The 25,500-nt window shown below is 66.8% G+C and carries 29 protein-coding genes and 1 pseudogene; 9 read left to right on the plus strand and 21 right to left on the minus strand.

Annotated elements, in window-relative coordinates:
* Positions 1–59: 59 nt before the first annotated feature.
* Positions 60–590 (plus strand): TetR/AcrR family transcriptional regulator, encoded by a 531-nt coding sequence (locus tag AWC14_RS20275; RefSeq protein ID WP_235215842.1) that lies wholly within the window; start codon positions 60–62, stop codon positions 588–590.
* Here AWC14_RS20275 and AWC14_RS20280 read toward each other — a convergent pair.
* Together AWC14_RS20280 and AWC14_RS20285 are read right to left on the minus strand one after the other, a co-directional pair.
* Entirely contained in the window at positions 574–1,902 is a 1,329-nt protein-coding gene (locus AWC14_RS20280) for an FAD-binding oxidoreductase (RefSeq protein ID WP_045375496.1), read from the minus strand. The genes AWC14_RS20275 and AWC14_RS20280 overlap by 17 nt on opposite strands.
* A complete protein-coding gene (locus tag AWC14_RS20285; protein WP_057003096.1) occupies positions 1,893–3,689 on the minus strand; it encodes an acyl-CoA dehydrogenase in 1,797 nt (598 codons plus the stop codon). The genes AWC14_RS20280 and AWC14_RS20285 overlap by 10 nt, the downstream gene beginning before the upstream one ends.
* A gap of 57 nt (positions 3,690–3,746) precedes the next feature.
* Here AWC14_RS20285 and AWC14_RS20290 point away from each other — a divergent pair, with 57 nt between their 5' ends.
* The 3 genes from AWC14_RS20290 (at position 3,747) to AWC14_RS20300 (ending at position 5,985) form a co-directional block, all read left to right on the plus strand.
* On the plus strand, positions 3,747–4,637 hold the full coding sequence (locus tag AWC14_RS20290; protein WP_085241417.1) for an alpha/beta hydrolase: 891 nt from the start codon (positions 3,747–3,749) through the stop codon (positions 4,635–4,637).
* Between the two features lie 71 nt (positions 4,638–4,708).
* Positions 4,709–5,179 carry a GbsR/MarR family transcriptional regulator gene (locus tag AWC14_RS20295; protein ID WP_045375494.1) on the plus strand — a complete coding sequence of 157 codons (471 nt, stop codon included), beginning with the start codon at positions 4,709–4,711 and terminating at the stop codon, positions 5,177–5,179.
* Positions 5,176–5,985: a class I SAM-dependent methyltransferase gene (locus AWC14_RS20300; protein WP_045375493.1), complete on the plus strand. Its 810-nt coding sequence runs from the start codon at positions 5,176–5,178 to the stop codon at positions 5,983–5,985. The genes AWC14_RS20295 and AWC14_RS20300 overlap by 4 nt, the downstream gene beginning before the upstream one ends.
* Here AWC14_RS20300 and AWC14_RS20305 read toward each other — a convergent pair.
* Positions 5,948–6,604 (minus strand): TetR/AcrR family transcriptional regulator, encoded by a 657-nt coding sequence (locus AWC14_RS20305; protein ID WP_045375491.1) that lies wholly within the window; start codon positions 6,602–6,604, stop codon positions 5,948–5,950. The two genes, AWC14_RS20300 and AWC14_RS20305, sit on opposite strands and share 38 nt — an antisense overlap.
* Before the next feature lie 140 nt (positions 6,605–6,744).
* On the opposite strand from AWC14_RS20305, the gene AWC14_RS29770 reads away from it, so the two are divergent.
* Positions 6,745–6,876, plus strand: coding sequence for a hypothetical protein (locus AWC14_RS29770; RefSeq protein WP_142281774.1), 132 nt, complete (start codon positions 6,745–6,747; stop codon positions 6,874–6,876).
* Here AWC14_RS29770 and AWC14_RS20310 read toward each other — a convergent pair.
* From AWC14_RS20310 to AWC14_RS20325, 4 genes are all read right to left on the minus strand, one after another.
* On the minus strand, positions 6,873–8,297 hold the full coding sequence (locus AWC14_RS20310) for an NAD(P)(+) transhydrogenase (Re/Si-specific) subunit beta (RefSeq protein WP_045375489.1): 1,425 nt from the start codon (positions 8,295–8,297) through the stop codon (positions 6,873–6,875). The genes AWC14_RS29770 and AWC14_RS20310 overlap by 4 nt on opposite strands.
* The gene (locus AWC14_RS20315; protein ID WP_045375487.1) at positions 8,294–8,620 is read right to left on the minus strand and encodes an NAD(P) transhydrogenase subunit alpha part 2; all 327 of its coding nucleotides are present in this window, start codon (positions 8,618–8,620) and stop codon (positions 8,294–8,296) included. Before AWC14_RS20315 ends, AWC14_RS20310 begins: the two co-directional genes overlap by 4 nt.
* On the minus strand, positions 8,621–9,712 hold the full coding sequence (locus tag AWC14_RS20320) for a Re/Si-specific NAD(P)(+) transhydrogenase subunit alpha (RefSeq protein WP_045375485.1): 1,092 nt from the start codon (positions 9,710–9,712) through the stop codon (positions 8,621–8,623).
* Positions 9,713–9,874: 162 nt separating this feature from the next.
* Positions 9,875–10,336, minus strand: a complete 462-nt coding sequence (locus AWC14_RS20325; RefSeq protein WP_045375591.1) for a nuclear transport factor 2 family protein — start codon at positions 10,334–10,336, stop codon at positions 9,875–9,877.
* 57 nt (positions 10,337–10,393) lie between these two features.
* Here AWC14_RS20325 and AWC14_RS20330 point away from each other — a divergent pair, with 57 nt between their 5' ends.
* The gene (locus AWC14_RS20330) at positions 10,394–11,605 is read left to right on the plus strand and encodes an acyl-CoA dehydrogenase family protein (protein WP_162267176.1); all 1,212 of its coding nucleotides are present in this window, start codon (positions 10,394–10,396) and stop codon (positions 11,603–11,605) included.
* Between the two features lies 1 nt (position 11,606).
* Positions 11,607–12,419, plus strand: coding sequence for a tyrosine-protein phosphatase (locus tag AWC14_RS20335; protein ID WP_045375484.1), 813 nt, complete (start codon positions 11,607–11,609; stop codon positions 12,417–12,419).
* A gap of 9 nt (positions 12,420–12,428) precedes the next feature.
* On the opposite strand, the gene AWC14_RS20340 is transcribed toward AWC14_RS20335, so the two are convergent.
* The 9 genes from AWC14_RS20340 to AWC14_RS20380 form a co-directional block, all read right to left on the minus strand.
* Positions 12,429–13,397 carry an NADPH:quinone oxidoreductase family protein gene (locus AWC14_RS20340; RefSeq protein WP_045375482.1) on the minus strand — a complete coding sequence of 323 codons (969 nt, stop codon included), beginning with the start codon at positions 13,395–13,397 and terminating at the stop codon, positions 12,429–12,431.
* A gap of 10 nt (positions 13,398–13,407) precedes the next feature.
* Positions 13,408–14,268, minus strand: coding sequence for an SDR family oxidoreductase (locus AWC14_RS20345; protein ID WP_045375480.1), 861 nt, complete (start codon positions 14,266–14,268; stop codon positions 13,408–13,410).
* A 38-nt stretch (positions 14,269–14,306) separates the two neighbouring features.
* Complete coding sequence (locus tag AWC14_RS20350) at positions 14,307–15,710, minus strand: aldehyde dehydrogenase family protein (RefSeq protein WP_045375477.1); 1,404 nt, start codon at positions 15,708–15,710, stop codon at positions 14,307–14,309.
* Positions 15,711–15,789: 79 nt separating this feature from the next.
* Entirely contained in the window at positions 15,790–16,719 is a 930-nt protein-coding gene (locus tag AWC14_RS20355; RefSeq protein ID WP_142281775.1) for a class I SAM-dependent methyltransferase, read from the minus strand.
* Between the two features lie 5 nt (positions 16,720–16,724).
* Positions 16,725–17,669 carry an SAM-dependent methyltransferase gene (locus tag AWC14_RS20360; RefSeq protein ID WP_045375475.1) on the minus strand — a complete coding sequence of 315 codons (945 nt, stop codon included), beginning with the start codon at positions 17,667–17,669 and terminating at the stop codon, positions 16,725–16,727.
* A gap of 55 nt (positions 17,670–17,724) precedes the next feature.
* Positions 17,725–18,357, minus strand: a complete 633-nt coding sequence (locus AWC14_RS20365) for a TetR/AcrR family transcriptional regulator (RefSeq protein WP_045375473.1) — start codon at positions 18,355–18,357, stop codon at positions 17,725–17,727.
* Positions 18,358–18,554: 197 nt separating this feature from the next.
* Positions 18,555–19,544, minus strand: coding sequence for a pirin family protein (locus AWC14_RS20370; RefSeq protein ID WP_045375472.1), 990 nt, complete (start codon positions 19,542–19,544; stop codon positions 18,555–18,557).
* Positions 19,545–19,602: 58 nt separating this feature from the next.
* Complete coding sequence (locus AWC14_RS20375; protein WP_045375470.1) at positions 19,603–20,151, minus strand: Dps family protein; 549 nt, start codon at positions 20,149–20,151, stop codon at positions 19,603–19,605.
* An 83-nt stretch (positions 20,152–20,234) separates the two neighbouring features.
* On the minus strand, positions 20,235–21,146 hold the full coding sequence (locus AWC14_RS20380; RefSeq protein WP_057003097.1) for a DNA-3-methyladenine glycosylase family protein: 912 nt from the start codon (positions 21,144–21,146) through the stop codon (positions 20,235–20,237).
* A 60-nt stretch (positions 21,147–21,206) separates the two neighbouring features.
* Between AWC14_RS20380 and AWC14_RS20385 the strand changes: the two genes are divergently transcribed.
* Complete coding sequence (locus AWC14_RS20385) at positions 21,207–21,602, plus strand: nuclear transport factor 2 family protein (RefSeq protein WP_142281776.1); 396 nt, start codon at positions 21,207–21,209, stop codon at positions 21,600–21,602.
* Here AWC14_RS20385 and AWC14_RS20390 read toward each other — a convergent pair.
* The 4 genes and pseudogenes from AWC14_RS20390 to AWC14_RS20405 form a co-directional block, all read right to left on the minus strand.
* A complete protein-coding gene (locus tag AWC14_RS20390; RefSeq protein WP_045375468.1) occupies positions 21,599–21,979 on the minus strand; it encodes a DUF427 domain-containing protein in 381 nt (126 codons plus the stop codon). The genes AWC14_RS20385 and AWC14_RS20390 overlap by 4 nt on opposite strands.
* Before the next feature lie 66 nt (positions 21,980–22,045).
* A pseudogene (locus tag AWC14_RS20395) lies at positions 22,046–22,709 on the minus strand (class I SAM-dependent methyltransferase).
* Positions 22,710–22,819: 110 nt separating this feature from the next.
* Positions 22,820–23,833, minus strand: a complete 1,014-nt coding sequence (locus AWC14_RS20400) for an NAD-dependent epimerase/dehydratase family protein (RefSeq protein ID WP_045375466.1) — start codon at positions 23,831–23,833, stop codon at positions 22,820–22,822.
* Positions 23,830–24,336, minus strand: coding sequence for a nuclear transport factor 2 family protein (locus AWC14_RS20405; RefSeq protein ID WP_045375464.1), 507 nt, complete (start codon positions 24,334–24,336; stop codon positions 23,830–23,832). The genes AWC14_RS20400 and AWC14_RS20405 overlap by 4 nt, the downstream gene beginning before the upstream one ends.
* Before the next feature lie 56 nt (positions 24,337–24,392).
* Here AWC14_RS20405 and msrA point away from each other — a divergent pair, with 56 nt between their 5' ends.
* A complete protein-coding gene (msrA, locus tag AWC14_RS20410) occupies positions 24,393–24,911 on the plus strand; it encodes a peptide-methionine (S)-S-oxide reductase MsrA (RefSeq protein WP_045375462.1) in 519 nt (172 codons plus the stop codon).
* Between the two features lie 49 nt (positions 24,912–24,960).
* Here msrA and AWC14_RS20415 read toward each other — a convergent pair whose 3' ends face one another.
* Positions 24,961–25,392 (minus strand): PaaI family thioesterase, encoded by a 432-nt coding sequence (locus AWC14_RS20415; RefSeq protein WP_045375585.1) that lies wholly within the window; start codon positions 25,390–25,392, stop codon positions 24,961–24,963.
* Positions 25,393–25,500 lie beyond the last annotated feature (108 nt).

The raw sequence follows: 25,500 nt of genomic DNA on the forward strand, positions 1-25,500 counted from the left end.
CCGTTGACGGTGGCACCAACACAGCGTGACATTTCGGCGATATTTTGTAAAGGTTGGATGTGGAGACGACGTTCGCGGAAGACACCTCGACGCAGCAGCGCATCCTTGCCGCCACCGCGGAGGTGCTCGGTCGCAACGGCAAGCGCAAGCTCAGCCTGTCCGACGTCGCGACCCAGGCCGGCGTCTCCCGCCCGACGCTGTATCGCTGGTTCCCGTCCAAAGAGGAACTGCTGTCGGCGTTTTCGCGTTACGAGCGGCAAGTGTTCGACAGGGGCCTGGCCCAGGCGACGGCCGGCCTGAAGGGCGTCGACAAGCTGGACGCCGCGCTGCGCTTCATGGTGGAGTACCAGTACTCCTATACCGGTGTGCGGATGGTCGACATCGAGCCCGAACACGTCATCGCCGAGCTCTCCCGGATCCTGCCTCCGATGCGGGCGGGTCTCCAGCGGCTGATGCCCGGGCCCGGCGGCGCGGTGAAGGCGGCGACGGCGATCCGGGTGGCGATCTCGCATTACATCGTGCGCAGCGACGACGCCGACCAATTCCTCGCCCAGCTGCGGCACGCCGTGGGAATCAGTCGCCGGGACTGAACAGCACCGCGGCGTTGAGGTAACCCGTCGGGTCGAAAGCGGCCTTGATCCGCCGCATCGCCGCAATGTCGGCCGGTTCGCGCGACATGCCGACGTAGCCGCGTTTTCGGCTGCCGACGCCGTGCTCGGAGCTGACATTGCCGCCGCAGCCCGCGATCAGCTCCATCATCGCCGCGTACACCGCGGCTTCCGCGTCGGATGTGCAGCGCAGCACGTTGAGATGCAGATTGCCCTCGCCGATATGCCCGAACAGCACCGGAACCGCGTCGGGCGCATGGCGACGGGTCAACGACGCGGCCTCCGCGGCGAACCCGTCGACCGATGAAAGAGGAAGGGAGACATCGAATTTCAGGGGCGGTCCGTAGACGCCCAACAGCTCTGCCACCGATTCGCGCACCCGCCACAGCCGCTGCTGCGCGGCGGGGTCGACGCCGACGGCCGGCTCGCCGCACATCGCCACACCCGCGAGCGCGTCGGCCAGGCGATCGGTTTGGTCGTGGTCGGACGCGAGCTCCACCAACAGCAGCCAGTCACCATCAACTGGTGCGGCCCATGTGACCCGCCTGTCGATCAGCTCCAACGCGGCGATGCCGTCGAGATCGCGGAACACCCGGCCGGCCTCGACCAATGCGGCCAGGTCGGAAAACCCGCACACCGCAGTCACCCGATGCGTCGGGTTGGGGTGCAGCCGCAGATCCAGTCCGGTGATGACGCCCAGCGTTCCTTCGGCGCCGACGAACAGCGCCGGCAGGTCGTAGCCGGTGTTGTCGGCCCGCACCCGGCTATGCCGGCGCAGCACCGAGCCGTCGGGCAGCGCGACGTCCACACCGACGACCTGCTCGCCCATGTTGCCGTAGCGCACCGTGCGCAGGCCGCCGGCGTTGGTGGACGCCATCCCGCCAACGGTGGCGGTGTCGCGTGCGGACAGGTCGACACCGAACACCAGGTCGGCGGCGGCCGCGGCGCGCTGCACCGCGGCCAGCGTCGCGCCGGCGCCCACTTCGATGCGGCGTTCGGCGGTGTCGACTTTGCCGACGGCACTGAGGCGTTCGGTGGACAGCAGCACGTCGTCGTGCTCGGGTACGGTGCCGGCCACCAGCGAGGTGCGCCCGCCCTGGATCGTGACGTGCACTCCGGCGTCGCGGCAGATCCGCAGCACCTCGGCCACCTCGTCGGACGATCCCGGCCGCACCAGCGCACTGGCACGTCCCCGGTAGCGACCGGTGTGGTCGACACTGCGCGCGGCCAGCACGTCCGGATCGGCGCTGACGTGGCGGGCACCCACCACGCTGGCCAGACTCGCTAGAACCACTGCGGGCGCATCTCCAGCGTGGTCCGGTCGAGGCTTTCCAGCAGGTCGAGTTGTGGTGCGGTCCTGGGTAATTCGTAGCAGAAGAAGTAGCGGGCCGCTTGGCGTTTGCCGTCGTAGAAGTCGCCCGTCTTGCCGTTTGCGGCCAACAGTTGCTCCAGCCACATCCAGGCGACGACGATGTGGCCGAATGCCTCGAGGTAGATCGCGCTGTTGGCCATCGCCGCCTCGATGTCCCCTGACGAGAACATGGCCATGGTGACTGACGTCAACCGTCGGCTCGCCGCGTCCAGCTCCGCGGCGAAGTCGGCCACGTCGCCGCCCGCGGCCTCGCCGGCGGCGATGCTTTGTGCCACCACGTCGCCCAGTGCCAGCAGGCTGGCACCGTTGCGTTGAGTCACCTTGCGCCCCAACAGGTCCAGGCTCTGGATGCCGTGGGTGCCCTCGTGAATCGGGTTGAGTCGGTTGTCGCGGTAGTGCTGCTCGACGTCGTATTCGCGGGTGTAGCCGTAGCCGCCGTGCACCTGGATCGCCAGGTCGTTGGCCGCCAGACACCATTGCGACGGCCAGCTTTTGGCGACCGGCGTCAGGATATCGAGTAGCAGCGTGGCGTTGTCGCGCTCTTCGGCAGACTCCGCGCTGTGCTGGATGTCGACGAGCCTGGCGCAATACAGCCCCAACGCCAGCGCACCTTCCACGTAGGACTTCTGCGCCAGCAGCATCCGTTTGACGTCGGCGTGCTCGATGATCGGAATCTGCGGCGTCGCTGGGTCTTTCGACGTCACCGGCCGACCTTGGGGGCGTTCGATGGCGTATTGCAGCGACTTGAGGTAGCCGGTGTAGCCCAGCGCGATCGCGCCCATGCCAACCCCGAGCCGGGCCTCGTTCATCATCGTGAACATGTAGGTGATGCCGCGGTGGGGTTCACCGACCAGGTAGCCGACGGCCCCGGCTTGCCCGCCGGGCCGAAACGCCCCTTCACCGAAGTTCAGGACGGTGTTGGTGATTCCGCGGTAGCCCATCTTGTGGTTGAGCCCGGCCAGCACTACGTCGTTGCGCTCCCCGATCGCGCCGTCCGGCCCGACGAGAAATTTGGGCACGATGAACAGCGAGATGCCTTTGGTGCCCGGCGGTCCGCCCGGGATCTTGGCCAGCACCAGATGCACGATGTTGTCGGTCAGTTCGTGTTCGCCACCGGATATCCACATCTTCGAGCCGAACAGCCGGTAGCTGCCGTCGTCGCGGGGCTCGGCCCGGGTGGTGATGTCGGCCAGCGACGACCCCGCCTGGGTTTCCGACAGGCACATGGTTCCGAAGAACCGGCCGGCCAGCATCGGTTTGACAAAGGTCGAGACCTGCTCGGCGGTACCGAATTTCGCGATCAGGTTCGCGTTGGCCATCGTGAGCATCACGTAGCCGGCGGTACTGACGTTAGCCGCGGCCAGCCAGGCGAACCCGGCTTGCGCCACGGTCGCCGGTAGCTGCGCCCCGCCGAGCTCGGAGTCCATGGCCATGCCGAGCAGATCGGCGGCCGCGAAGGCGTCCAGCGCCTCTTTCACCTCGGGAATGATCGTGACCGTCGTGCCGTCGAAGCTGGGCTCGTGCGCGTCGCTCTTCTTGTTGTGCGGGGCGAAATACCGGACCGCCAACTGCTCGCACAGCTCGAGCACGTCGCCAAATGTCTCCCGGGAGTGCTCCGCGAAGCGTTCCCGCTTGGTCAACTCGTCGACCCGCAACCACTCGAAGAGCAAGAAGTCCAAGTCTCGCCGCGAGAGCAATGTCGACTTCACCCGCGTCCTCCGCCGTCGGTCTTTCGTGTCACCTCACCGTACGGAATGATGCGGCACATGGTGCAACGGGAGGACGTTTGGTTCAACTCCGGCCACGACCGGGTCAGCGCGTGGCTCTACCGGCCGGACAGCAATGGCGATGCGCCGCTGCTGGTGATGGCTCACGGGCTGGGTGCGGTGCGCACCATGGGGCTGGACGCCTACGCCGAACGGTTCAGCGCCGCCGGATACTCGTGCCTGGTATTCGACTACCGCAACTTCGGCGACAGTGAGGGCCAACCCCGGCAGCTGCTCGACGTCGGTATGCAACTGCAGGACTGGACCGCCGCCGTCGCCTACGGCCGCACCCTACCCGGGATCGACGATCGCCGAATCGCCCTGTGGGGCACGTCATTCGGCGGCGGGCATGTCATCGCCACCGCGGCGCAACTGCCCGGCATCGCGGCCGTCGTCGCGCAATGTCCGTTCACCGACGGGATCGCCTCGGCGCGAACACTCAGCCCGCTCGTCACCGCACGCATCAGTGCTCTGGCGATCGGCGACCTCGTCGCGGCGCGGCTCGGCAAGGACCCGGTGATGGTGGCGACGGCGGGCAAGCCGGGCGAGGTAGCGTTGATGAACGCCCCCGACGCGTATGCCGGTTACCTGCGGCTGATGCCCGACGAAGCGCAGCCGCCTAACGAGGTCGCGGCCCGGATCGGGCTGAAGATCCTGGCTTATCGCCCCGGCCGGCTCACCGCGAAGATCCCCTGTCCAATCTTGTTCTGCGTCTGCGAAACCGACTCGGTGGCACCGGCCGGTCCGACGCTGCGCTACGCCGCCAAGGCGCCGCGGGGCGAGGTCAAGGTCTATCCGGAAGGCCATTTCGCGATCTACGTCGACGACGCGTTCGAGCGCGTCGTGGCCGACCAGGTCGCGTTCCTGGACAGGCACCTGAAGGCCGCGTAACCAATGGTGCTTCACGCCATTGCCGAAGTCATGTAAAGTACGTTAAGTTCATACTTAACGTACGGAGCAGAATGCGTCCAGAGGAGGCCGAGTTCGTCGACCGCATCGGGCTGTTCTTCGAGGGGCTCGGCGGGCCGCGGACGATGGGCCGCGTCTACGGCTGGCTGATGATCTGCGATCCACCGCAGCAATCGTTGACCGAATTGGCGACGGCGCTGTCGGTGAGCAAGGCATCCGTCAGCACGGTGGCTCGGCAGCTGCAGACGGCCGGGATGATCGAGCGGCTGCCGTCGGCGTCTCGTCAACACCTCTACCGCGTCACTCCCGGCGGGTTCACCCATGTCCTCAAGGTGCAATTGAGCCTCATGCAGCCCGGGGTGCACGCGGCCGACTTCGGCCTCCAGGTGCTCGGCGAGGACCGTGCCGAACAACGCGAGCGGCTAGAGGATTTCAGGGATTTCTGCGAGTTCTGCAACAACGACTACCGCGACGAGTTAGCGCGGTTGTGGACGGACTACCGGGACAAGAGGAGGAAGCGGTGACGGGCAAAGTGGACTTTTCCGGCGTGCGCTGGGGCTCGGTGGAGTGGACGAACCTGTGCACGCTGTATCTGCGTGCCTACGAAAGCCGTTTGGCACAACCGATTCTCGGCGACCGAGCGGCCGCCGAGGCGGTGGAGCGGATCGACTACGACTTTGCCCGCGTGCACCGCAGAGTCCAGCCGTCGATCTACCAGTTCCTGGTTGCGTTGCGCGCCAAGCAACTTGACGATTGGGCTGCTGACTTCCTGAACCGCAATCCGGATGCCGTGGTGCTTCACTTGGGTTGCGGACTGGACACCCGGTACCAGCGGCTGCAGCCGGCACAGCAGTGGTTCGACGTCGACGTCCCGCAAGTCATCAACTTGCGTCGCCAGCTGTACGACGACACCAACGGCTACCGGATGATCGGGTCCTCGGTGACCGACCCGCAGTGGATCGACGAGATACCCGCGGGCCGTAACGCGTTGATCGTCGCCGAAGGGCTGCTGATGTATCTGACCGAGGCCGAGATACGCGACCTGCTGCAGCGGCTGCTCGATCGGTTCGACCACGGTGAACTGCTGGCAGACCTCGGCACGTGGTGGGGACCGCAATTGTCCAAGGTGATCACATCGGGAATCACCAAATCCGGCACGCGCGACGGCCGCGAATTCAGCGAGTGGAACCCGCGGCTGAAACTCGTCGAGATATCACCGATCATCGACGCCACGAAAATCCCGTTGCGGCCGCAACGCGTGCTCTACCGGACACTCGGCGCAATCCCGGTCGTCAGGAACTTTGACCGGCTGTTTCGATTTCGGTTTTGACTCCCAGCGGTGACTCCACCCGTACCTGCTCGTCGCGAATCAGACCCCGCAACAGCGCGGTGCTGAACTCGGCGGCGATCTCCTGCGCGGTGCGACGGCCGTGTGGCCGCAGCCACCGGTAGGCGCCCAGCGTCATCCCGATATAGCCCAGCGCCAGCACATGCGAATCGCATTCGTAGAACTCGCCGCTGGCGATGCCGCGGTCGATGAGGCCGTGCACGTGCTCGTAGACCTGAATCTCCTTCTCGCGCACGGCGGCGACCTGTTCCTCGGTGAACCACTCGGTGATGTAGGGCTGCTCCTGGAAGTACACCGCCGCGCCTTCGGGGTTGGCGGCGATCTGGTTGAGCAGTCGCACGGTGTACTGGTAGAGCGCCTCGCGCGCAGAGATCGACGGATCGTCATGGACGGCCGCCAGCGTGCGCTCGGCGGCCTGCTGGTAGATGTCGTAGAGGATCAGCGACTTGCTGGCGTAGTAGTGGTAGACCGTGGCCTTGTTCAACCCGACGACGTCGGCGACGTCGTCCATCCGGGTACCGTGGTAGCCGCGCGCGGCAAACAGTTTGGTGGCAACGGTCAGCAACTCTTCGCGGCGGGAGAGCCCGTTCTCGGATGGCATGTGTACTCCCTGTCGGCCGGCCGGGTCCACGTGCCGGTATCAATCAACTGGTTAGTAGTCTAGGCAACTACTGTCGCGGCGTTGTGCGATGGGACTAGACTTGCCTGGCGAACCGAATCGTCAAGTCGAGAGGTGCTCAGATGAATCCCGATCCTGATCCGAGCTACGACTTTTCCGACGAGCTCGAGTTCTTCTTCAAGTACATGCCGTGGGGCTTCCGCGGCGTCGTCGATGGCAACGGCTACCCGCCGCCCGCCTACCCGCCCGTCTAGAGCGCCTTTAGCTCCTCGGTCACTTCTGACACCGACTTCTTGGCGTCGCCGAACAGCATCGTGGTGCCCTCGGCGTAGAACAGCGGGTTGTCGATGCCCGCGAACCCTGAATTCATCGATCGCTTGAGCACGATCACCGACTTCGACTTGTCCACGTTGAGGATGGGCATGCCGTAGATCGGGCTCGACGCCTCGTTGCGGGCCGCCGGGTTGGTGACGTCGTTGGCCCCGATGACGATCGTGACGTCGGTGCGGGCGAACTCGTCGTTGATGTCGTCCATGTCCTTCATCGCGTCGTAGTCGACCTCGGCCTCGGCCAGCAGCACGTTCATGTGGCCGGGCATGCGGCCGGCGACCGGGTGGATCGCGTATTTCACCGGCACGCCACGGCTTTCCAGCAGCGTGGCCATGTCCTTGACCGCGTGCTGGGCCTGCGCGACCGCCAGCCCGTAGCCCGGCACCACGATCACCTGGTTGGCGTAGGCCATCTGGATCGCCGCATCGGCGGCCGAGGTGGACTTGACGTGCTTGTCGCCGCCGTCGCCGCCGCCCGGCGCCACCCCGCCGCCGCCGAACCCGCCCGCGACGATCGCCGGGATGGAGCGGTTCATCGCCTTGGCCATCAGGTTGGTCAGGATCGAACCGGAGGCGCCGACGATCATGCCGGCGACGATCATCGCGGTGTTGTTCAGCGCCAACCCGGCCGCGGCTGCCGACAACCCGGTCATCGCGTTCAGCATCGAGATGACGACCGGCATGTCGGCACCGCCGATCGGCAGCACGACCATCAGGCCCAGCACACCGGCGGCAGCCAGCAGCCCGATCATCCACCACAACGACACCCCGCCGCTGCCCGGCTGGGCGCCGAGCCCGATGACCACCGCGGCGGCGATGGCGCCGGCCAGCAGCAGCAGGTTCAGCGGCTGTTGCGCCTTGCCGATACCGATCGGCCGGCCGGAGATGATCTCCTGCAGCTTGCCGAACGCGACCAGCGAGCCCCAGAACGAAATCGACCCGATGATGGCGCCGAACAACGACGCCACCACGACGTGCGCGGTCGGCGACTCATCCGGCGGGAACGCCGAAAAGCCGGTCGTGTCAATGAATTCCGAGAGCGCGATCAGCGCGACGGTGCCACCACCGACGCCGTTGAAGAACGCCACCAGTTGCGGCATCGCCGTCATCTTCGTCAGTCGCGCCGGTGGCACGCCGAGCACCACGCCGAGCACCAGGCCGGCGATGATCAGCGGCCAATGATGGGTGTGCCGGATCAGGATCAGCGTGGCGGCCACAGCGATAGCCATGCCGAACGCGGCGATCAAGTTGCCGCGCACCGCGGTCTTGGGCCCGGTCAGGCCCATCAGCCCGTAGATGAACAGCGCGAACGAGATGATGTAGAGAACCGTGACGAGGTAGCTCATTTCGCCACCGGCTCCTCAGATTTCACCGGAGCAGGCTTCTTTCCCTTGAACATGCCCAGCATCCGGTCGGTGACGATAAAGCCGCCGATCACGTTGAGCGTGCCGAACACCAGGGCAACGAACAGGATGATCTGCAAGGCGAGCGACGGGTGCTCGATGGTCCCGAGCACCAGCAGTGCGCCGAGCACCACGATGCCGTGGATCGCGTTGGTGCCCGACATCAACGGGGTGTGCAGTGTGTTGGGCACTTTGGAGATCACGGCGAAGCCGACGAACCCGGACAGCACCAGGATCGCCAGGTTGGCCAGAAGTTCGTCGTACATCTAGCTGTCCTCTCCGCGTGTCACACAGGCGGCGGCCACGACTTCGTCGTCGAAATCCGGGGCCAGCTTGCCGTCCTTGATCAACAGCTCCAGCAGCGCGGTGATGTTCTTGCTGTAGAGCTCGCTGGCGTGCTCGGGCATGGTCGCCGGCAGGTTCAGCGGCGCGGCGATCGTGACGTCGTGTTTGACGACGGTCTTGCCCGGCTCGGTGAGTTCGCAGTTGCCGCCGGTCTCCCCGGCCAGGTCGACGACCACGCTGCCGGGCTTCATGCCTTGCACCGCCGCGGCGGTCACCAGCCGCGGCGCCGGCTTGCCCGGCACCAACGCGGTGGTGATCACCACGTCGAAACCGGTGGTCGCCTCCTCCAAAGCCTTCTGTTGCTGCGCGCGTTCCTCGTCGGTGAGCTCGCGGGCATAGCCACCCTCCCCCGACGCGTCGATCCCCACCTCGAGCCACTGCGCCCCCACCGACCGGACCTGGTCGGCGACCTCGGGCCGCACGTCGTACCCGGAGGTACGGGCGCCGAGTCGTTTGGCGGTCGCCAGTGCTTGCAGCCCCGCCACGCCGACGCCGAGTACCAATACCGTGGCCGGCTTCACCGTGCCCGCCGCGGTGGTCAGCATCGGGAAGAACCGGGTCGACTCGGAGGCCGCCAGCAGCACGGCCTTGTAGCCGGCCACGTTGGCCTGCGACGACAGCGCGTCCATCGCCTGGGCGCGGGAAATCCGCGGGATCGCCTCCAGCGCGAAGGCCTGAACGCCGGCCTTGGTCAGCGCGTCGATCTGGTTGTCGGCGTTGCGCGGCGCGAGGAACCCGATCAGGGTCTGCCCTTTGCGGAGCCGACTCACCTCGTCGGCGGTCGGCGGCGCCACCTTGACGACGATGTCGGCGGCCCAGGCATCGCCGATACTCGCGCCGGCCTCGGTGTAGAGCTCGTCGGGAAGCAGCGCCCGCTCCCCGGCGCCGGACTCCACGACCACCCCGACACCGCTCTTGACCAGCGGCCCGACGGCCTTGGGTACCAGCGCGACCCGTCGCTCGTCGGCCCCGGACTCGGCGACCACCCCGACCGTCGTCTGCGTTTCCGTCATAGCGCGTCCGTCTTCTTTCCCTGCCCCCAGTGGATCGGCACTCACCCTAACCTGACTGCCCGGCGCCGCTCCCCTGCAGCCGCCTGGGGACCGATTGTGCGGTTTTATCCGCGACGCGCCGCGGCGGGCGTATGAAAACGCACAGTCGTCGGCTTCCCGCTGCTACCAGAGCGGGATGTCTGCGCCGTACTCCGCTTCGGGACGGGGCCCGAAGTAGCGGCGCTCGGACTCGGCGATCGCGACGTCGTTGATGCTGGCTTCGCGCCGCGACATCAGGCCTGCATCGGTGAACTCCCACAGCTCGTTGCCGTAGCTGCGGTACCACTGTCCGGCGTGGTCGTGGCATTCGTACTGGAACCGCACGGCGATCCGGTTCCCGGCGAACGCCCACAGGCTTTTGCGCAGGCAGTAGTCGAGCTCGGTCTGCCACTTGCGGGTCAGAAACGCGACGATCTCGTCGCGCCCGACGATGTGCAGGTCGCGGTTGCGCCAGTGCGAATCGAGCGTGTAGGCGGCCGCGACCTTCTCCGGGTCGCGGGTGTTCCACGCGTCCTCGGCGGACTGAACCTTCTGAATCGCGGTTTCGCGCGTGAACGGCGGAAGCGGTGGTCGGGTCTCGGTCACGACGTCCATCCTGCTCCCGCACAGCGGTGGCATATCGTGACCGTCATGGACTTCGCGATGTCGGCCAAGGGCAACGACTACCACAAGCGGCTGGCCGACTTCATGACCGAGTACGTCTTTCCGGCCGAAGTCGAATACGACCGCTATCGCCACGAAGCCGGTCCCGGCGACCACACCGTGCCGCCGATCGTCGAGGAACTGAAGATCAAAGCCAAAGAGCGCGGGCTGTGGAATCTGTTCCTGCCCGCCGAGTCGGGGCTGACCAACCTGGAATACGCACCGCTGGCCGAGCAGACCGGCTGGAGTGTGGAGATTGCCCCGGAGGCGCTCAACTGCGCGGCGCCGGACACCGGCAACATGGAGATCCTGCACATGTTCGCCACCGACGAGCAGCGCACGCAATGGCTGCAGCCGCTGCTCGACGGCCAGATCCGCAGCGCGTTCTCGATGACCGAACCCGCCGTCGCCAGCAGCGACGCCCGCAACATCGAAACCACGATCACCCGCGACGGCGGCGACTACGTCATCACCGGCCGCAAATGGTGGACCTCGGGCGCGGCCGACCCGCGCTGCAAGCTGCTGATCGTGATGGGCCGCACCAATCCGGATGCGGCCAGCCATCAACAGCAGTCGATGATCCTGGTGCCCATGGACACTCCCGGCGTGACGGTCGTGCGCTCGACGCCGGTGTTCGGGTGGCAGGACCAGCACGGACACTGCGAGGTGATCTACGACAACGTCCGGGTGCCGGCCAGCAACCTGCTGGGCGAAGAGGGTGCCGGCTTCGCAATCGCGCAGGCGCGGCTGGGACCGGGCCGCATCCACCACTGCATGCGCGCCCTGGGGGCGGCCGAACGCGCGCTGGCGCTGATGGTCGACCGGGCCCGCAACCGGGTGGCGTTCGGCAAGCCGCTGGCCGAGCAGGGTATGGTGCAGCATTCAATTGCCAAGTCCCGCAACGAGATAGACCAAGCCAGGCTGCTCTGCGAGAAAGCGGCGTGGACCATCGACCAGCACGGCAACAAGGCCGCCCACTTGTTGGTGTCGCAGATCAAGGCGGTGGCTCCGCAGGTAGCCTGCGACGTCATCGACCGGGCCATCCAGGTGCACGGCGCGGCCGGCGTCAGCGACGACACACCGCTGGCCCGGCTGTACGGCTGGCATCGCGCGATGCGGATCTTCGACGGACCCGACGAGGTGCACCTGCGGTCGATCGCGCGCGCCGAAATCGGCCGGGAGAAAAGCGCTTTCGCGGCGGCGGTCACCTAACGTGACGACTGAGATCCGCGAACTGTCCGGCGCGTTGAACTTTCGCGACGTCGCGCTGTCGGCAGGAATTCGGCCCGGCCGGCTGTTTCGCTCCGGTGAGCTGAGCCAACTCGACGACGACGGCCGAGATGCGCTGCACCGGTTGGGAATCACCGATGTCGCCGACTTGCGCTCGCCCCGCGAGGTGGAGCGCCGCGGACCGGGCCGGGTGCCCGAGGGCGTCGACATCCACCTGCTGCCGATCCCCGACCTCGCCGCCGAGGAGACCAACGGCGCTGCGCCGCACGAACATGCCTGGCAGCGGATGATGACCGAGAAGCCCAGCGAGGAGTCGGTCGCCGACGCCGCCGCCCGCTACATGGTCGACGAGTACCGCCGGTTTCCCACCTACAACGGCGCCCAGCGCGCGCTGCGCCGCGTAATCATGCTGCTGGCTGCCGGCCGTCCGGTGCTGGCGCACTGCTTCGCAGGCAAGGACCGCACCGGATTCATGGTCGCGACGGTGCTCGAAACGATCGGCATCGACCGCGACGCCGTGCTGGCGGACTACTTGCGCAGCAACGACGCCGCCCCCGCGCTGCGGGCGCAGATCCTGGAGATGATCAAGCAGCGCTCCGAGACCGAACTGACGCCCGAGGTGATGACGTTCACCGAGGCACGGCTCTCCGACGAGGTCCTGGGCGTCCGCGAGGAATACCTGGACGCGGCACGGCAGACGATCGATGAAACCTTCGGCTCCCTGGGGGGCTACCTGCGCGACGCCGGCATCACCGAGTCCGACGTGGACCGGCTCCGCGAAGCGCTGCTGGCCTGACGAGCAGGGCTACGGCTCGAGCACGACCTTGCCCAGCACCCCGCCGTCGGCCAGAGTCTGCAGCGCGGCACGCCCCTCGGACAGCGGATAGCGTTGCGGCGGAGGCGGTTTCAATCCTCGAGCCACCAACTGGTTGAGCCCCCAGGCGAACAGCTTGGCCGAACCCGGAACTTTGTTGAGGTATTCGCCCCAGGCGACGCCGACCACGCTGACGTTGCGAAGCAGCAGCCGGTTGACCTTGACGGTGGGGATGCCGCCGGCGGCGAAGCCGATCACCAGCAGCTTGCCGTCCACAGCCAGCACCCGGATGGCGTCTTCGAAGGCCGGGCCGCCCACCGGGTCGACGACGATGTCCACCCCGCGGCCGTCGGTGACGTCGCGCACCGCCTGGGCCCACCCGTCGGTCAGCGGCAGCACCACGTCCGCGCCCAGCGATTCGACGAAATCCGTTGCGCCGCTGCGATGGACCATGGCGATCACCTTGCCCGCGTCCATTGCGCGAGCAACCTGGATGGCCGCGGTGCCGACCCCGCCGGCCGAACCCAGCACCAGCACCGTGTCGCCGGGCCGCATCGCGGCCCGGCGAGCCAGCGCAAAGTACATGGTGTTGTAATTCACCAGCAGCGCAACGGCTTCGGCGTCGTCGAGTTCCGCAGGACTGGGCATAACGTTGTCCAGCGGAACGGCCATCTGTTCGGCGAAGCCGCCGAGAATCCCGAACGCCGACACCCGATCGCCCACAGCGAAACCGGATTCTTCGGGCGCCCAGCGCACCACGCCGGCAGTTTCCATGCCTGGGATGAACGGTGGCGGCAGCTTGAGCTGGTATTCGCCCTTGCTCAGCAGCAGGTCCGGAAAGCACACACCGGCGGCGCGCACGTCGACGACCACCGTGTTCTCACTGCCCACGACGTCGTCGACGTCGGTGTACACCAAACCGGATGGGCCCGACAGCTCCTGGACCACACAGGCTTTCACGGCCGGCGGCTCAGAGTGAGAACTTCGCCTGCTGAGCTCCCGACAGGTCGGTGATCTTCGACCACTGCGCGGCCACCTCGTCGACCGACGGCGGATTCTGGAATGTGACACCGTCGTTGGAGAACAGCGCGGTCCGCTGCACCTTGCCGCCGCCGACGATGAACACCGAGCCGGTGTCGTCGGACTCCTCGCTGCACAGGTAGGCCACCACCGGTGCCACATACTCCGGGGTGAGCTTCTCGAACACCTCGGGCGGCAAGATGTCCTGCGTCATCCGCGTTGCGGCGATCGGCGCCAGCGCGTTGGCGTGGATGTTGTACTTCGCGCCCTCTTGGGCCAGCGTGTTGATCAAGCCGACCAGACCCAGTTTGGCCGCGCCGTAGTTGGCCTGGCCGAAGTTGCCGAACAGCCCACTGGTGGACGTGGCCACAACCACCCGGCCGAAGCTCTGCTCCCGGAAATGCGGCCACGCCGCGCGGATCACGTTGTAGCCGCCGTAGAGGTGCACTTTGAGCACGGCGTCCCAGTTCTCGAACGACATCTTGTGGAACGTGCCGTCCCGCAGAATCCCGGCGTTGCTGACCACACCGTCGACCTTGCCGAACTCGTCGAGCGCCGTCTTGATGATGTTCTCTGCGCCCTCTTGCTCGGCCACGCTGTCGTAGTTGGCGACCGCGCGCCCGCCCGCGTCCTTGATCTCGGCGACCACCTGGTCGGCCATCGAATGTCCGGCGCCCGTCCCGTCGCGGGCTCCGCCGAGGTCGTTGACGACGACGCTGGCGCCTTCACGGGCGAGGGTCAGCGCGTATTCGCGCCCCAATCCCCCACCGGCTCCGGTGACGACGACGACGCGATCTTGCACTCCGGGCATAACTGTCCTTTCTGGCTACAAGGGCGGGACGCGGCGGGTCAGAACAGCCGGCGCGCCAACTTCCACGCCTTCTCTGTATACGGCGGGTAGATCATCGCCGACACATCGGGTCGGGTTGGCTTGGTCAACACCGACTTGCGGTGGCTGAACTCGTCGAAACCGAAGCGGCCGTGGTAGGCGCCCATCCCCGACGCGCCGACCCCGCCGAATGGCAGCTTGGCGGTGGTGACCTGGAACGCGAGGTGGTTGACCAGCATCCCGCCGGCGGGCACCTCTTTGATCACCCGTTCCCTGACGGCCCGGGTCTTGGTGAACAGATACGCCGACAACGGCTTTGGCCGCGAGTTCACGAATCGTATTGCCTCGTCGAGGGATTGGACCGATATCACCGGCAGGATCGGACCGAAGATTTCGTTCTTCATCAGCGCGTCGTCGGGGTCTGGGTCGACCACCACCGTCGGCTGGATCCGCAGATCGGAGGCGTCGGACTTGCCGCCGACCGCGATCTTCCCCTTCGTCTCGGCCAGATAGCTTGTCAGCCGGTCGAATTGGCGCTGGTTGACGATCCGCATTCCGTTCGGGTCCTCGGACCCGAACGTCGTGATGGCTTCGCCGATCTTGCTGACAAGCTCGTCGCGGATCTTGGCGTCGGCCAGCACGTAATCGGGTGCGACGCAGGTCTGCCCGGCGTTCATCAGTTTGATCCAGGCGATCCGCTTGGCGGCGACGTCGACGTCGGCGTCGGCGGCGACGATCACCGGGCTTTTGCCGCCGAGTTCCAGCGTGACCGGAGTCAGATGCGGCGCCGCGGCTTCGTAGACCTTGCGGCCGATCTCGGTGCCGCCGGTGAACAACACCCGGTCGAAGCCCTGCGCCAGCAGCTCCTGGCTGACCGCGGCGTCGCCTTCGACCACCGCGATCGCGTCGTTGTCCAGGTATTGCGGCACCAACTCCGCCATCAAGTGGGCCGAGGCCTCCGCGACCTCAGATGGCTTGAGCACCACGGTGTTTCCGGCTGCAATCGCTCCGACTGCCGGGCCGAGTGTCAGGTAGAACGGGTAGTTCCACGCGCCGATGATCAGCACCGCGCCGTACGGCTCGTATTCGATCCAGCCGCGGCCGGGTAGCTGCGAGAGCTCGAGGCGGGTGTACTTGCGGCGCATCCACTTCTTGACATGCTTGGCGGCGTAGCGCGCCTCGCCGGCGGTGGTCGCTGTATCGGCCATCCACGCCTCGAACGGCTTGCGGCAGAGGTCTTGATTCAGCGCATCGGCGATCTTGGCCTCGTTTTCGGCCATCATGCGTTCGAGGTTGCGGAGCTGCTGGCGCCGCCACTCCACCGGCCGGGTCTTGCCGCTGGCGAAGGTTTGCCGTAATCGGGCGACGGTCTTCGCGACATCCGTGACGGCGCTGGTGGTGTTGGCTGCGGCTTCGGTGGTCATCGGGGTCCCCTTCCAGACCGGCGGAAGCCCAATCCTAATCAACCACCCGGTTGGGCAACAGGGTCGGCAACGCGGGGGACTATGCGCGCTCGGCGGTGACGAACTGGGCGAACGCGTCTTTGTCGTCGGCCATCGGCACGCCTTCCACCCACCGGCCGAGCCGGCGCATCTCGTCGCCCGAGTTCTGCGCGGTGGCCTGCCAGCCGTGGTCGGCGAGCCACTCGGCGACGACCGCGCGATTCTCGTCGTGATAGATCAGGTCCTGCACGTCGACGGTCTGCTCGAGGCCAAGTTGTTCTGACACCTTCTGGAACCGTTCGCGCATTTCCTGGCGCCGCTCGTCGGCGTGGCGCGCCGCGGTTTCGACAGCGATGCGGCTACCGGCCGGGCTCAATTCGGTGATCTGGGTGAACAGCCGATCCTGCGCGTCGGCGGGCAGGTACATCAGCAGGCCCTCGGCCAGCCAGGCCGTCGGTGCCGCCGGGTCGAAGCCCGCGCCGCGAAGCGCGGCCGGCCAGTCCTGGCGCAGGTCGATCGCCACCTCGCGACGGTCGGCCGACGGCGTGACGCCGTGTTCGGCCAGCGTCGAGGACTTGTAGTCCAGCACCTTGGGCTGGTCGATCTCGTAGACAACGGTGCCGGCCGGCCACTGCAGCCGGTAGGCGCGCGAATCGAGCCCGGACGCCAAGATCACCACCTGGCGGATTCCGGCGGCCACCGCGGCGGCGAAGTACTCGTCGAAGAAATGGGTGCGCACCGCTTGATAGCTGCGCATGTGCTGGAAGATCGCCGCGGTCTCGGGGTCGAGCGATTCCACCTTGGCGACCATCGACTCGTCGAGCATGGTCTCCCACACACCGGTTCCCGCCTTGCTGACCAAGAGCTTGGCGTAGGGATCGCGGATCAGCGGGTCCGGCTTGTCGGTCTCGATCGCGCGGGCCGCGGCCACCATCACCGCCGTTGCCCCCACGCTGGTCGCGATGTCCCAGGTGTCGTCGTGGGTGCGCATGACGCTCATCGTCCTCCCAGCCGCGCCCGCAGCAGTGTGCTGCTGACCGCCTCCTCGGTGAGATCCTCGGGAACCGCCCGGCCCAGCCGGGCCATCTCCTCGCGGTTGCCCACGGCATGCACCTGCCAGCCGTGCTCGGTCAGCCACGCGGCGGCGTCGGCGCGGCCGGGGTCGCGATAGGTCAGGGTTTCGACGTTGACGTCCAGGCCGAGGCGCTGCATGCGCTGCCACCTCGCGCGGCGAGCGGCCCGGCGCCGCTCGTTGCCGCTGTCGAGGCTGAATACCTCGACGGCGATCTGGCTGCCGGCTGCGCTGAGCGCGGTGACCATTTCGAAGAGCCGGTCTTGAGTGTCGGGGGGCAGGTAGGGCAGCAAGCCTTCGGCCAGCCACGCGGTCGGTTGGGCGCGGTCAAAACCGGCCGCTGCCAACGCAGCCGGCCAGTCCTCGCGCAAGTCGATTGCGACGGCCCGTCGCGTGGCCTTGGGCACGGCACCCGCCGATTCCAAGGTGCTGGTCTTGAACTCCAGGACCTTGGGCTGGTCGATTTCGTACACCGTGGTTCCGGCCGGCCACTCCAGCCGGTATGCGCGTGAATCCAGGCCGGCGGCCAGGATCACTGCCTGCCGGATGCCGGTCTGAGTAGCGGCGTCGAAGTACTCGTCGAAGAAATGGGTGCGCACGGCCTGGTAGTCGCAGGCGACCCGGTGCGAGCGCCGGCCATGCTCGTCGTCGCCGATCCACTCCAGGTCGGGGCTGGCCAGTCGCTCCCACGCCGGACCCGCTGCCGACACCAGCACCCGCGCGTACTCGTCGCGGATCAGTGGAGCCGGGGACGCGGTTTCGACGGCGCGGGCCGCGGCCACCATGACGGCGGTGGAGCCGACGCTGGTCGCGATGTCCCAGCTGTCGCCGTCGGTTCGCGCGGAGCGCACTTCGTCCAGATCAGTCATGCCGGCATCATGCTACCTAATAAGTTAGGCAAGCTATATGCCGCTGTGTGCTATATCACTGAGGCTGCGCCAGTGCAGCGGCCAGCAAACGCTCGACCTGCTCGATGATCGCCGCCAGTTCATGGGCGCTGTCCACAAAACCCGAGTAGAAGCCGACCCCGCACAGCACCGCCACCAACACCTCTGTCAGCGATCCGGCATCGGTGTCGGCGGCGATCTCGCCCTGCTCGACGGCGTCCCGGACGGCCCAGCCGACGAATTCGCGGGTACGCCGCAGCGAGTCCATCTCGGCATCACCCAAGTCGGGATGCCGCTGCGATTCCAGCACCGCGGTAACCAGAAACCGTGCGGCGGAATAGTTTTCGGAGTCAGCCTCCGCCGCCGCGGCCAGGAACGACGAAATCCGCGCGACTAGCGTCGGCTCGCGCCGCGCACGTGCGATGGCGGCGTTGACGACCACTTCGTTGGTCTGTTCCAACACTTCGCGGTACAGCATCCGCTTGTGGGAAAAGTAGTGATTGATCGCCGGGCGTGTCAGGTCGGCGCGCAGCGCAATCTCCTGGAACGTGGCCGCGTCGTATCCGCGTTCGCTGAACACCTCGCGAGCCGCAAGCAGGATGCGCTTGCGGGTCTCGGCCGCCTTCGCTGCGGGGGGACGACCGGGCCCCCGGCTCGCGGGATGCGGCACCCTCTAATTGTGCCACAGATCACTTCACGGACCCCGGGAAAGCACAGCCCGCGGACGGCACTCTACGCACGTCTAACGACGTCAACGGCGTCGGGTACCGACAGCATCACCGGCACCACTCAAGCCTGTCGGGCGGGCGTTCGCGGGGCCGTCGACGGCGGCGGCGCAAGGGTCCGGGTGAGTTTGCTGGCTTGCCGTCAGCTCGAGTTAGCCGAGCGTCGGGCGCGGTGGGGCATCAGCGCGTTGGGCGGGATGCTGCCGAACTTGCCGGCGCTGAAGTCCTCGAGTGCCTGGATCACCTCGGTCTTGGTGTTCATCACGAACGGCCCGTAATGAAACACCGGCTCGCGGATCGGCCGACCGCCCAGAATCAGCACCTCCAGCGCGGGCCGATGCGCATCTTGGGACGATTCGGCGGCGACGGTGATGCGGTCGCCGGGCCCGAGAACCGCCAACTGGCCTTGGTGGATCGGGTGGGCCACCGGGCCGACGGACCCACGCCCGGACAGTACGTAGACCAGCGCGTTGAACTCGCGGTTCCACGGGATGTTCAGCCGGGCACCAGGTGCAATTGTGGTGTGCGCCAACGTGATCGGCGTGTGGGTGACGCCCGGGCCGCGGTGGCCGTCGATGTCGCCGGCGATGATGCGGATCAGCGCTCCGCCGTCGTCGGAGGACAACAACGTGACGTCGTTGCCCTCGATGGCCTGGTAGCGGGGAGAGGCGAACTTGTCCTTTCTGGGCAGGTTCACCCACAGTTGCACACCGTGAAAGACGCCGCCGCTCTCCACCAGCTCGGCGGGCGGGGTCTCGATGTGCATGATGCCGGAACCTGCCGTCATCCACTGCGTCGCGCCGTCGGTGATCAGACCTCCGCCGCCATGGGTGTCCTGGTGGGCGAACCGGCCGTCGATCATGTAGGTGACGGTTTCGAAGCCGCGATGCGGATGCCAGTCGGTGCCTCGCGGCTCCCCCGGCGGGTAATCCACCTCGCCCATCTGGTCCATGTGTACAAACGGATCCAGTGCGGCGGTGCTGACTCCGGCGAACGCCCGGACGACGGGAAAACCCTCGCCCTCGTAGCCCCGCGGCCCAGTGGTGATGGACCGCACCGGTCGTTCGGTGTCTGCGGGACCGGCCGCGACCACTCGCGGCAGGGTCAAGGTGTCTGCGGTTATAGCGGGCATGGCTACCTCCTTATGCCGATACCCGCTATAACCGGACCACGGTCCGGTTATAGCCCGGCTATGCCTTGCCGCGCGCGGCCTTGGCGGCGCCCCGTTCGGTGGGTTTGCCTTCGTGGGCCAGCTTGCCGCCGGCGTTTTCCAGGTGGGCCCGGACAAACCACTGGAACTTCTCCAGCTCGGCGGCCTGGTCGATCAGGATGTCCTGGGTGACCGGGTCGAGTTCCTCGGTCTCCTCGATGGCTCGGCGAATGTCCTCGATGACGCCGTTGTAGACGACGTCCAGTGCCGCCAGGTGCGCTTGCACGGTGTCACGGCCGACCGAGTAGTCGTCCCAGCTGCGGTCGCGAATGATCGCGCCCGGGGTGCCCTGCGGCGACGCGCCCAAAGTCGCGATGCGCTCGGCAACTTCGTCGGCATAGCCGCGCACCAATTCCACTTGCGGATCGATCATTTCGTGCACGCCGATGAAGTTGGGCCCCACCACGTTCCAGTGAATGTGCTTGAGCGTCAGATGCAGATCGTTGTAGGTGCTCAGCTGCTTCTGCAACAACTCAGCGACCCGGGCACCCTGTTTGTCGGTCATCCCGGGGACGGTGAACTGCGTCATCAATTGCTCCCTAAGGTCGTTCGCACACGGTCACTTTCCGGCCTGCGGGATACCCGATGACCACGCCCGGTAACCACCGCCGGCTAAAGCGAGCGGATGTCCTGCACCGGCAACCGCGCGCCGCGGCGCGGCTCATAAGCCAGCCCGCTGGCCTCCAGCAAACGGACCACTCGGTGACGGTGAGGCCGCATGGGTGCCAGCAACTCGACCATGACGTCGTCCACGATCGGATAGCCCAACAGCGTCCAGCCGATCATCTTGGGAATGTGGTAATCGCCGACCGACAACGCGTCGGGGTCGCCGAACGCGCGCTGCGCGGTCTCGGCCGCCGTCCACACGCCGACACCCGGCAGCGACGTCAGCGCTTCGCGCGCCTGCATCGCGGGTCGCGCCACCAGCCGTTCCAGCGACGCCGCCCGCTGCGCACAACCGACGACGGTACGAGCGCGTCCGGGGTCCACGTTGGCGCGGTGAAACTCCCACGACGGGATCGTGCGCCACACTTCGGCCGACGGGGGTACCCGCATGCGTGCCGGCGCCGGCCCGGGCGCCGGCGTCCCGAACTTGGTCACCAGCACCCGCCAGGACCGGAACGCGTCGGCGCCGGGCACCCGCTGCTCGAGGACGGCCGGAATCAGCGCCTCCAGCACCCGTCCCGTACGGCCCAGCCGCAGATGCGGAACCTTCCGGTGCGCGGCGGCGACAGTGGGATCACTCGGCACGAAATCCGAGGCGTCGTCGTCCGCGCCGAGGAAAGCCGGCAGCGCGTCAAGGAACTCTTGGGCGCCGCTGCCCCATGCGGTGCATTCGACGGCGTCGGCAGCCGCACGCGTGAGCCGCGCCGTGACGGGTCCGCTGGGCAACAGGCTGGTCCGCCAGATCGCGCCGTCGTCGGCTATTTGGAAGCACGGGTCGCGCGGGCCGCGGCGCAGCGGCGCCAGCGTGATCCCGGGACTGACCACGCCCGGGAACGTGACGGTGCGGGCGGTCTTCACTTCCAAAGGATCATAGGTTCCGCCGTGGACAATTGACCCATTGCTGTCTTCCGCGACAGGATGGCGGTTGTGACCACCCCGTTCGACGACCCGCAGGCCGAACTGGCGTGGATGTTTTTGCAATGCCTCTCCGAGGGCGCCGACGTCGACGAGTGCTTCACCTTGCTCAGCGACGACTTCACCTATTGGAGCATCGACACCCGCAAGTCGATCGACAAGGCAGCGCTGCGCCGCGAGGTCGAGCGGCGCACACGCAGCCTGCACCTCAACTTCGACCTCATCCGCTGCCTCAACGACGGCGAAAACGTCGCGATCGAAGCGCAGGGCGAAGGCGTCACCTCCGACGGCGTGCGCTACGACAGCCCGTTCGTGTTCATCGTCGAGACCCGCGACGGCCTCATCACCTCGGTGCGTGAATACAGCGACACCCGGTTGGCGGCACAGGTTTTCGGCTAATCAGGCTCGACGCTGATCTCGGCCTTGTCGGGATAGAACGCGACGTGACCGGCGATCGCCGCCACCGCCGGGTAGGGCTCGCGGTAGGTCCAGATCACGTCGTCGACGGTGTCGCCGGCCGCGGTGGTCACGTTGTAGTAGCTGGCTTCGCCCTTGAATGGGCAGTAGGTGCTGGTGTCGCTGGGCGTCAGCCGCTCTGAGACCACGTCGTCGAACGGAATATATTGCACCACAGGGATAGTCGCCTCACGGAGGCCCAGCGCTGCGCGTGTGTCCGCGATGATCTCCCCCTTGACGCGAACCCGGACCCGCCCTGCGGTCGGTTCGATCGTGATCGGGTGCCCGGCGGTTGGTTCCAAGACAGGACGGTGGCTCATGGTGACATCTCCTCGAGTGGTGAATAGCAGATGTAACACCAGGCTACGGTGAACATTCCCGGCAGCTCAGAACGCGTAGCGGTGGTATTGCGCCATGTTGGCCAACGCCGGCACCAACGCCATGGCCTTGCCCGTGGCGCGGGCCGAGGCCGGCAGTTGCGCGAAGGTGGGCGACTCGAACCAGCGCTGCCAGGCCAGCAGCCGCACGCCGGGCATCGCGCCGAGGATGTCTTCGGGTTTGTTGATGGCCCACCGCAGCGTGGAACCCGATCGCCGTACCACCGAGTTGAGCACCTGCGAGCGGATCCCGAGCCAGTTGAACGCGTCGAATTGCAGCTCGCCCGAGCCGAATCGGTCGACCACGCGGCGCAGCAACGCGACCCCGTCGTGCTCGGTGAGGTACATGGTCAGGCCTTCGCCGATCATCAGCGTGGGCCGGTCGGCAGGAATGTCTGCCAGCCATGCCGGGTCGGTCACCGACGCGGCGACGACGTGATAGTGCTCGCCACCCGGGTAGAGCTGCGTGCGCAGCGCGATCACCTCGGGATAGTCGACGTCGTACCACGCCACGCCGGGCCCCGGCTGCAGCCGACGGCGCGCGGCGCGCGTTGATAGTCGTTTTCGTCCAGTCGTAATCGATGCGCTCGACGATTTCCTTTGCGTACCGATCGCCCAGGATCGGTTTCGCGAAGTCGGCGTCCAGCGCCTTGGCATAGAACGTCGCCAGCATGGTTTGCGGCGCACCGCTCAGATCGACGGACACCTTTTCAGTGGTCACGTAGCCCGAGGCTAGTCCTGCCCTCGGGCGCCGGCTGTCCTGAACGACGGTCGGCGTGGTGTTCAGCCGGCGGTGGTGGTTTTGCCTCTGGCGTTTCGCAGCTCGGCCCAGAACCGGGCGGCTTCTCGGATGGATTCCTCGACCGGCCTTGGCTGCCAACCTAATTCGCGGACTGCCTTGCTGTGGTCGACGGGGGCTTCGGCGCGCATCATCCGCACCGACGCCAGACTGAGTTCGGCGTCTTTGCCGGCCAGTCGGGCCCGCAGGCTTCCGATCGCTGCGAGTGTGTAGAGCATCGGCACCGAAATCGCGCGCCGGGGCGGCGGCACACCGGCCTCGTCGGCGGCGATGCGCACCACCTCCTTCAACGGCATCATCTTTTCCGAGATGAGGTAGCGCTCGCCGTTGCGGCCGCGCTCGGCGGCCAGGATCAACGCCCGTGCGGCGTCGTCGACGCCGACGACTTCCAACTCGATGCCGTCCATCAGGAACGGCAGCTTGCCGAACACCGCGCCCGCGATGAAGGCGCCGTGCGGGGTGCGCCCCCAGTCGCCGCTGCCGTAGGTCGTCGACACACACATTGCGACGGCGGGCAAAGCGTGCTGCGCGGCGTACCGCAGCACCAATTCCTCTGCCTGGACCCGGGATTCGACGTAGGGCGTCAATCCGCGGCGGACGATCTGGTCGTCTTCGGTGGCCACGTGGCCGCGCCGCCGCCCGACCGTCGCATAGCTGCTGGTGAAGACGAACCTGTGCAGATCCGCATCTTTCGCGACGTCGAGGACGTTGCGCAGGCCGTCGACGTTGGTGGCAAACAGCGGCGCCGGGTCACGCAGCCACGCGCGGGTGTCGACCACGCAGTAGTACACGTCGTCGACGCCGTCCATCGCCTCGCGCAGCGTGGCGGTGTCGAACACGTCGCCGTGGAATCGGGTGACCGACAGATCGTCGATGGATCGGGTATTGGCGTTGGGACGCACCATCGCCCGCACGTCGGCGCCGTCGCCGACGAGTTGGCGGGTCACGTGCGAGCCCAGAAAGCCGTTGGCGCCGATAACCAGTTTGGGTGCGTTCACGCAGATCCTCCGTATTGCTGCATCCAGCGGGCGGCGTCGTCGTCGAGCGTGCCGAGTTCTTGCGCTTTGCGGCACCACTTCATCGCGGCCGCCACGAAGCGCAGCGGGTTGTAGATGTCTTCCTGGCGGCACCACAGGCCGTCGCCGGCGTAAGTGACGATCGAGATGTTGGTCGCGCTGATGATCGTGCCGTCGCCGGGATCTTTCATCGGATTGTCCAGCTCGCAGATGATCCGGCCGCCTGCCTCGTCGATGACCGACCACAGCGACGGAAATGCCGTCATGTGGCTGCCCGGGAACGTCGTCATGGTCTTGCGGATCCAGGCCCGCACCTCGTCGCGGCCCTTCATGGTGCCCGCGGCGTGTTCGATGTAGTCGACGTCCGGCGTGTAGTGCTCCACCCAGGCGTCCCAGTCCCTGGTCTCGGCGGCCCGGGCGACGGTCTGCTCGAAGACCTCGAACGCCGCGGCCAGTTCGTCGCGGCTGAAGGTGCGGGTGGTCACGGGAAAACTAGAACACGTTCTACCCAGCTTTGTCGAGCAGTTCCTATCCTCGAAGCATGACGAGCAATAACAAGGCGATCCTGGCGGGCGGCTGCTTCTGGGGCATGCAGGACCTGATCCGCAAGCAACCCGGCGTGGTGTCGACGCGGGTCGGCTACACCGGCGGCGAGAACGCCCACCCCACCTACCGCAATCACCCCGGCCACGCCGAGGCCATCGAGATCATCTACGACCCGGCGCGCACCGACTACCGCAGGCTGTTGGAGTTCTTCTTCCAGATCCACGACCCCACCACCAAGAACCGGCAGGGCAACGACGTCGGGACCAGCTACCGGTCGGCGATCTTCTATCTCGACGACGAGCAGAAGCGGATCGCGGAGGAAACCATCGCCGACGTCGACGCGTCCGGGTTATGGCCGGGCAAGGTCGTCACCGAAGTGACGCCCGCCGCGGAGTTTTGGGAGGCCGAGCCCGAGCACCAGGACTATCTGGAGCGCTACCCCAACGGGTATACGTGCCACTACGTCCGCCCCGACTGGAAGTTGCCGCGCCGCGCCAACGTCGAGCAGACGTAAAATCGCACTGCGACAACTGAAATCGTGCGATTCTGCGTCTTCTCGCCGGTTATTTGGCGTGCGCGCGTAGTTGGTAGAGGCCGCGGGTGGTGGCGACGGTCTGACCGTCTGCGTCGGTGACCACCGCCTCCAGTTCAAAGTCGGCCTTGCCGCGCTCGGCGGCCTCGGCCTCGATGCGCGCGATCGTCCGCTCGTCGAGGCTGGCTTGGGCGCGCACGTCGGATTTGGCCATCGCGACGAACTGGATGTCGAGGCTTTTGACCAATGGGAAGTACTTGGCGCTGTCGAAGGTGACGAGCGGGATGATGCCGCCGAGGACTTCGGCCACGGTGAACAGCACGCCGGCATAGATGACGCCGAAGTGGTTGCCGTTGCCCTCGGCGGGCACCGTTGTGGCCGCGAAACCGGGCCGGGCCTCGACGACCTTGACGCCCATCTTGTGCGCGATCGGGATGGTGGACGCCATGGCGCCGTTCATCATGTCGGCGAGGTTGGCTTGGGCCCCTGAGGCGGTCACTCCTGTACCTCTTCTCTTGCAGGCGCGAAGAGTGCGTCTGTGGTAGGGATGGGACGGGAGCCGGGGTGACGG

This window comes from Mycobacterium kyorinense, assembly GCF_002101735.1.
GTDB lineage: Bacteria > Actinomycetota > Actinomycetes > Mycobacteriales > Mycobacteriaceae > Mycobacterium > Mycobacterium kyorinense.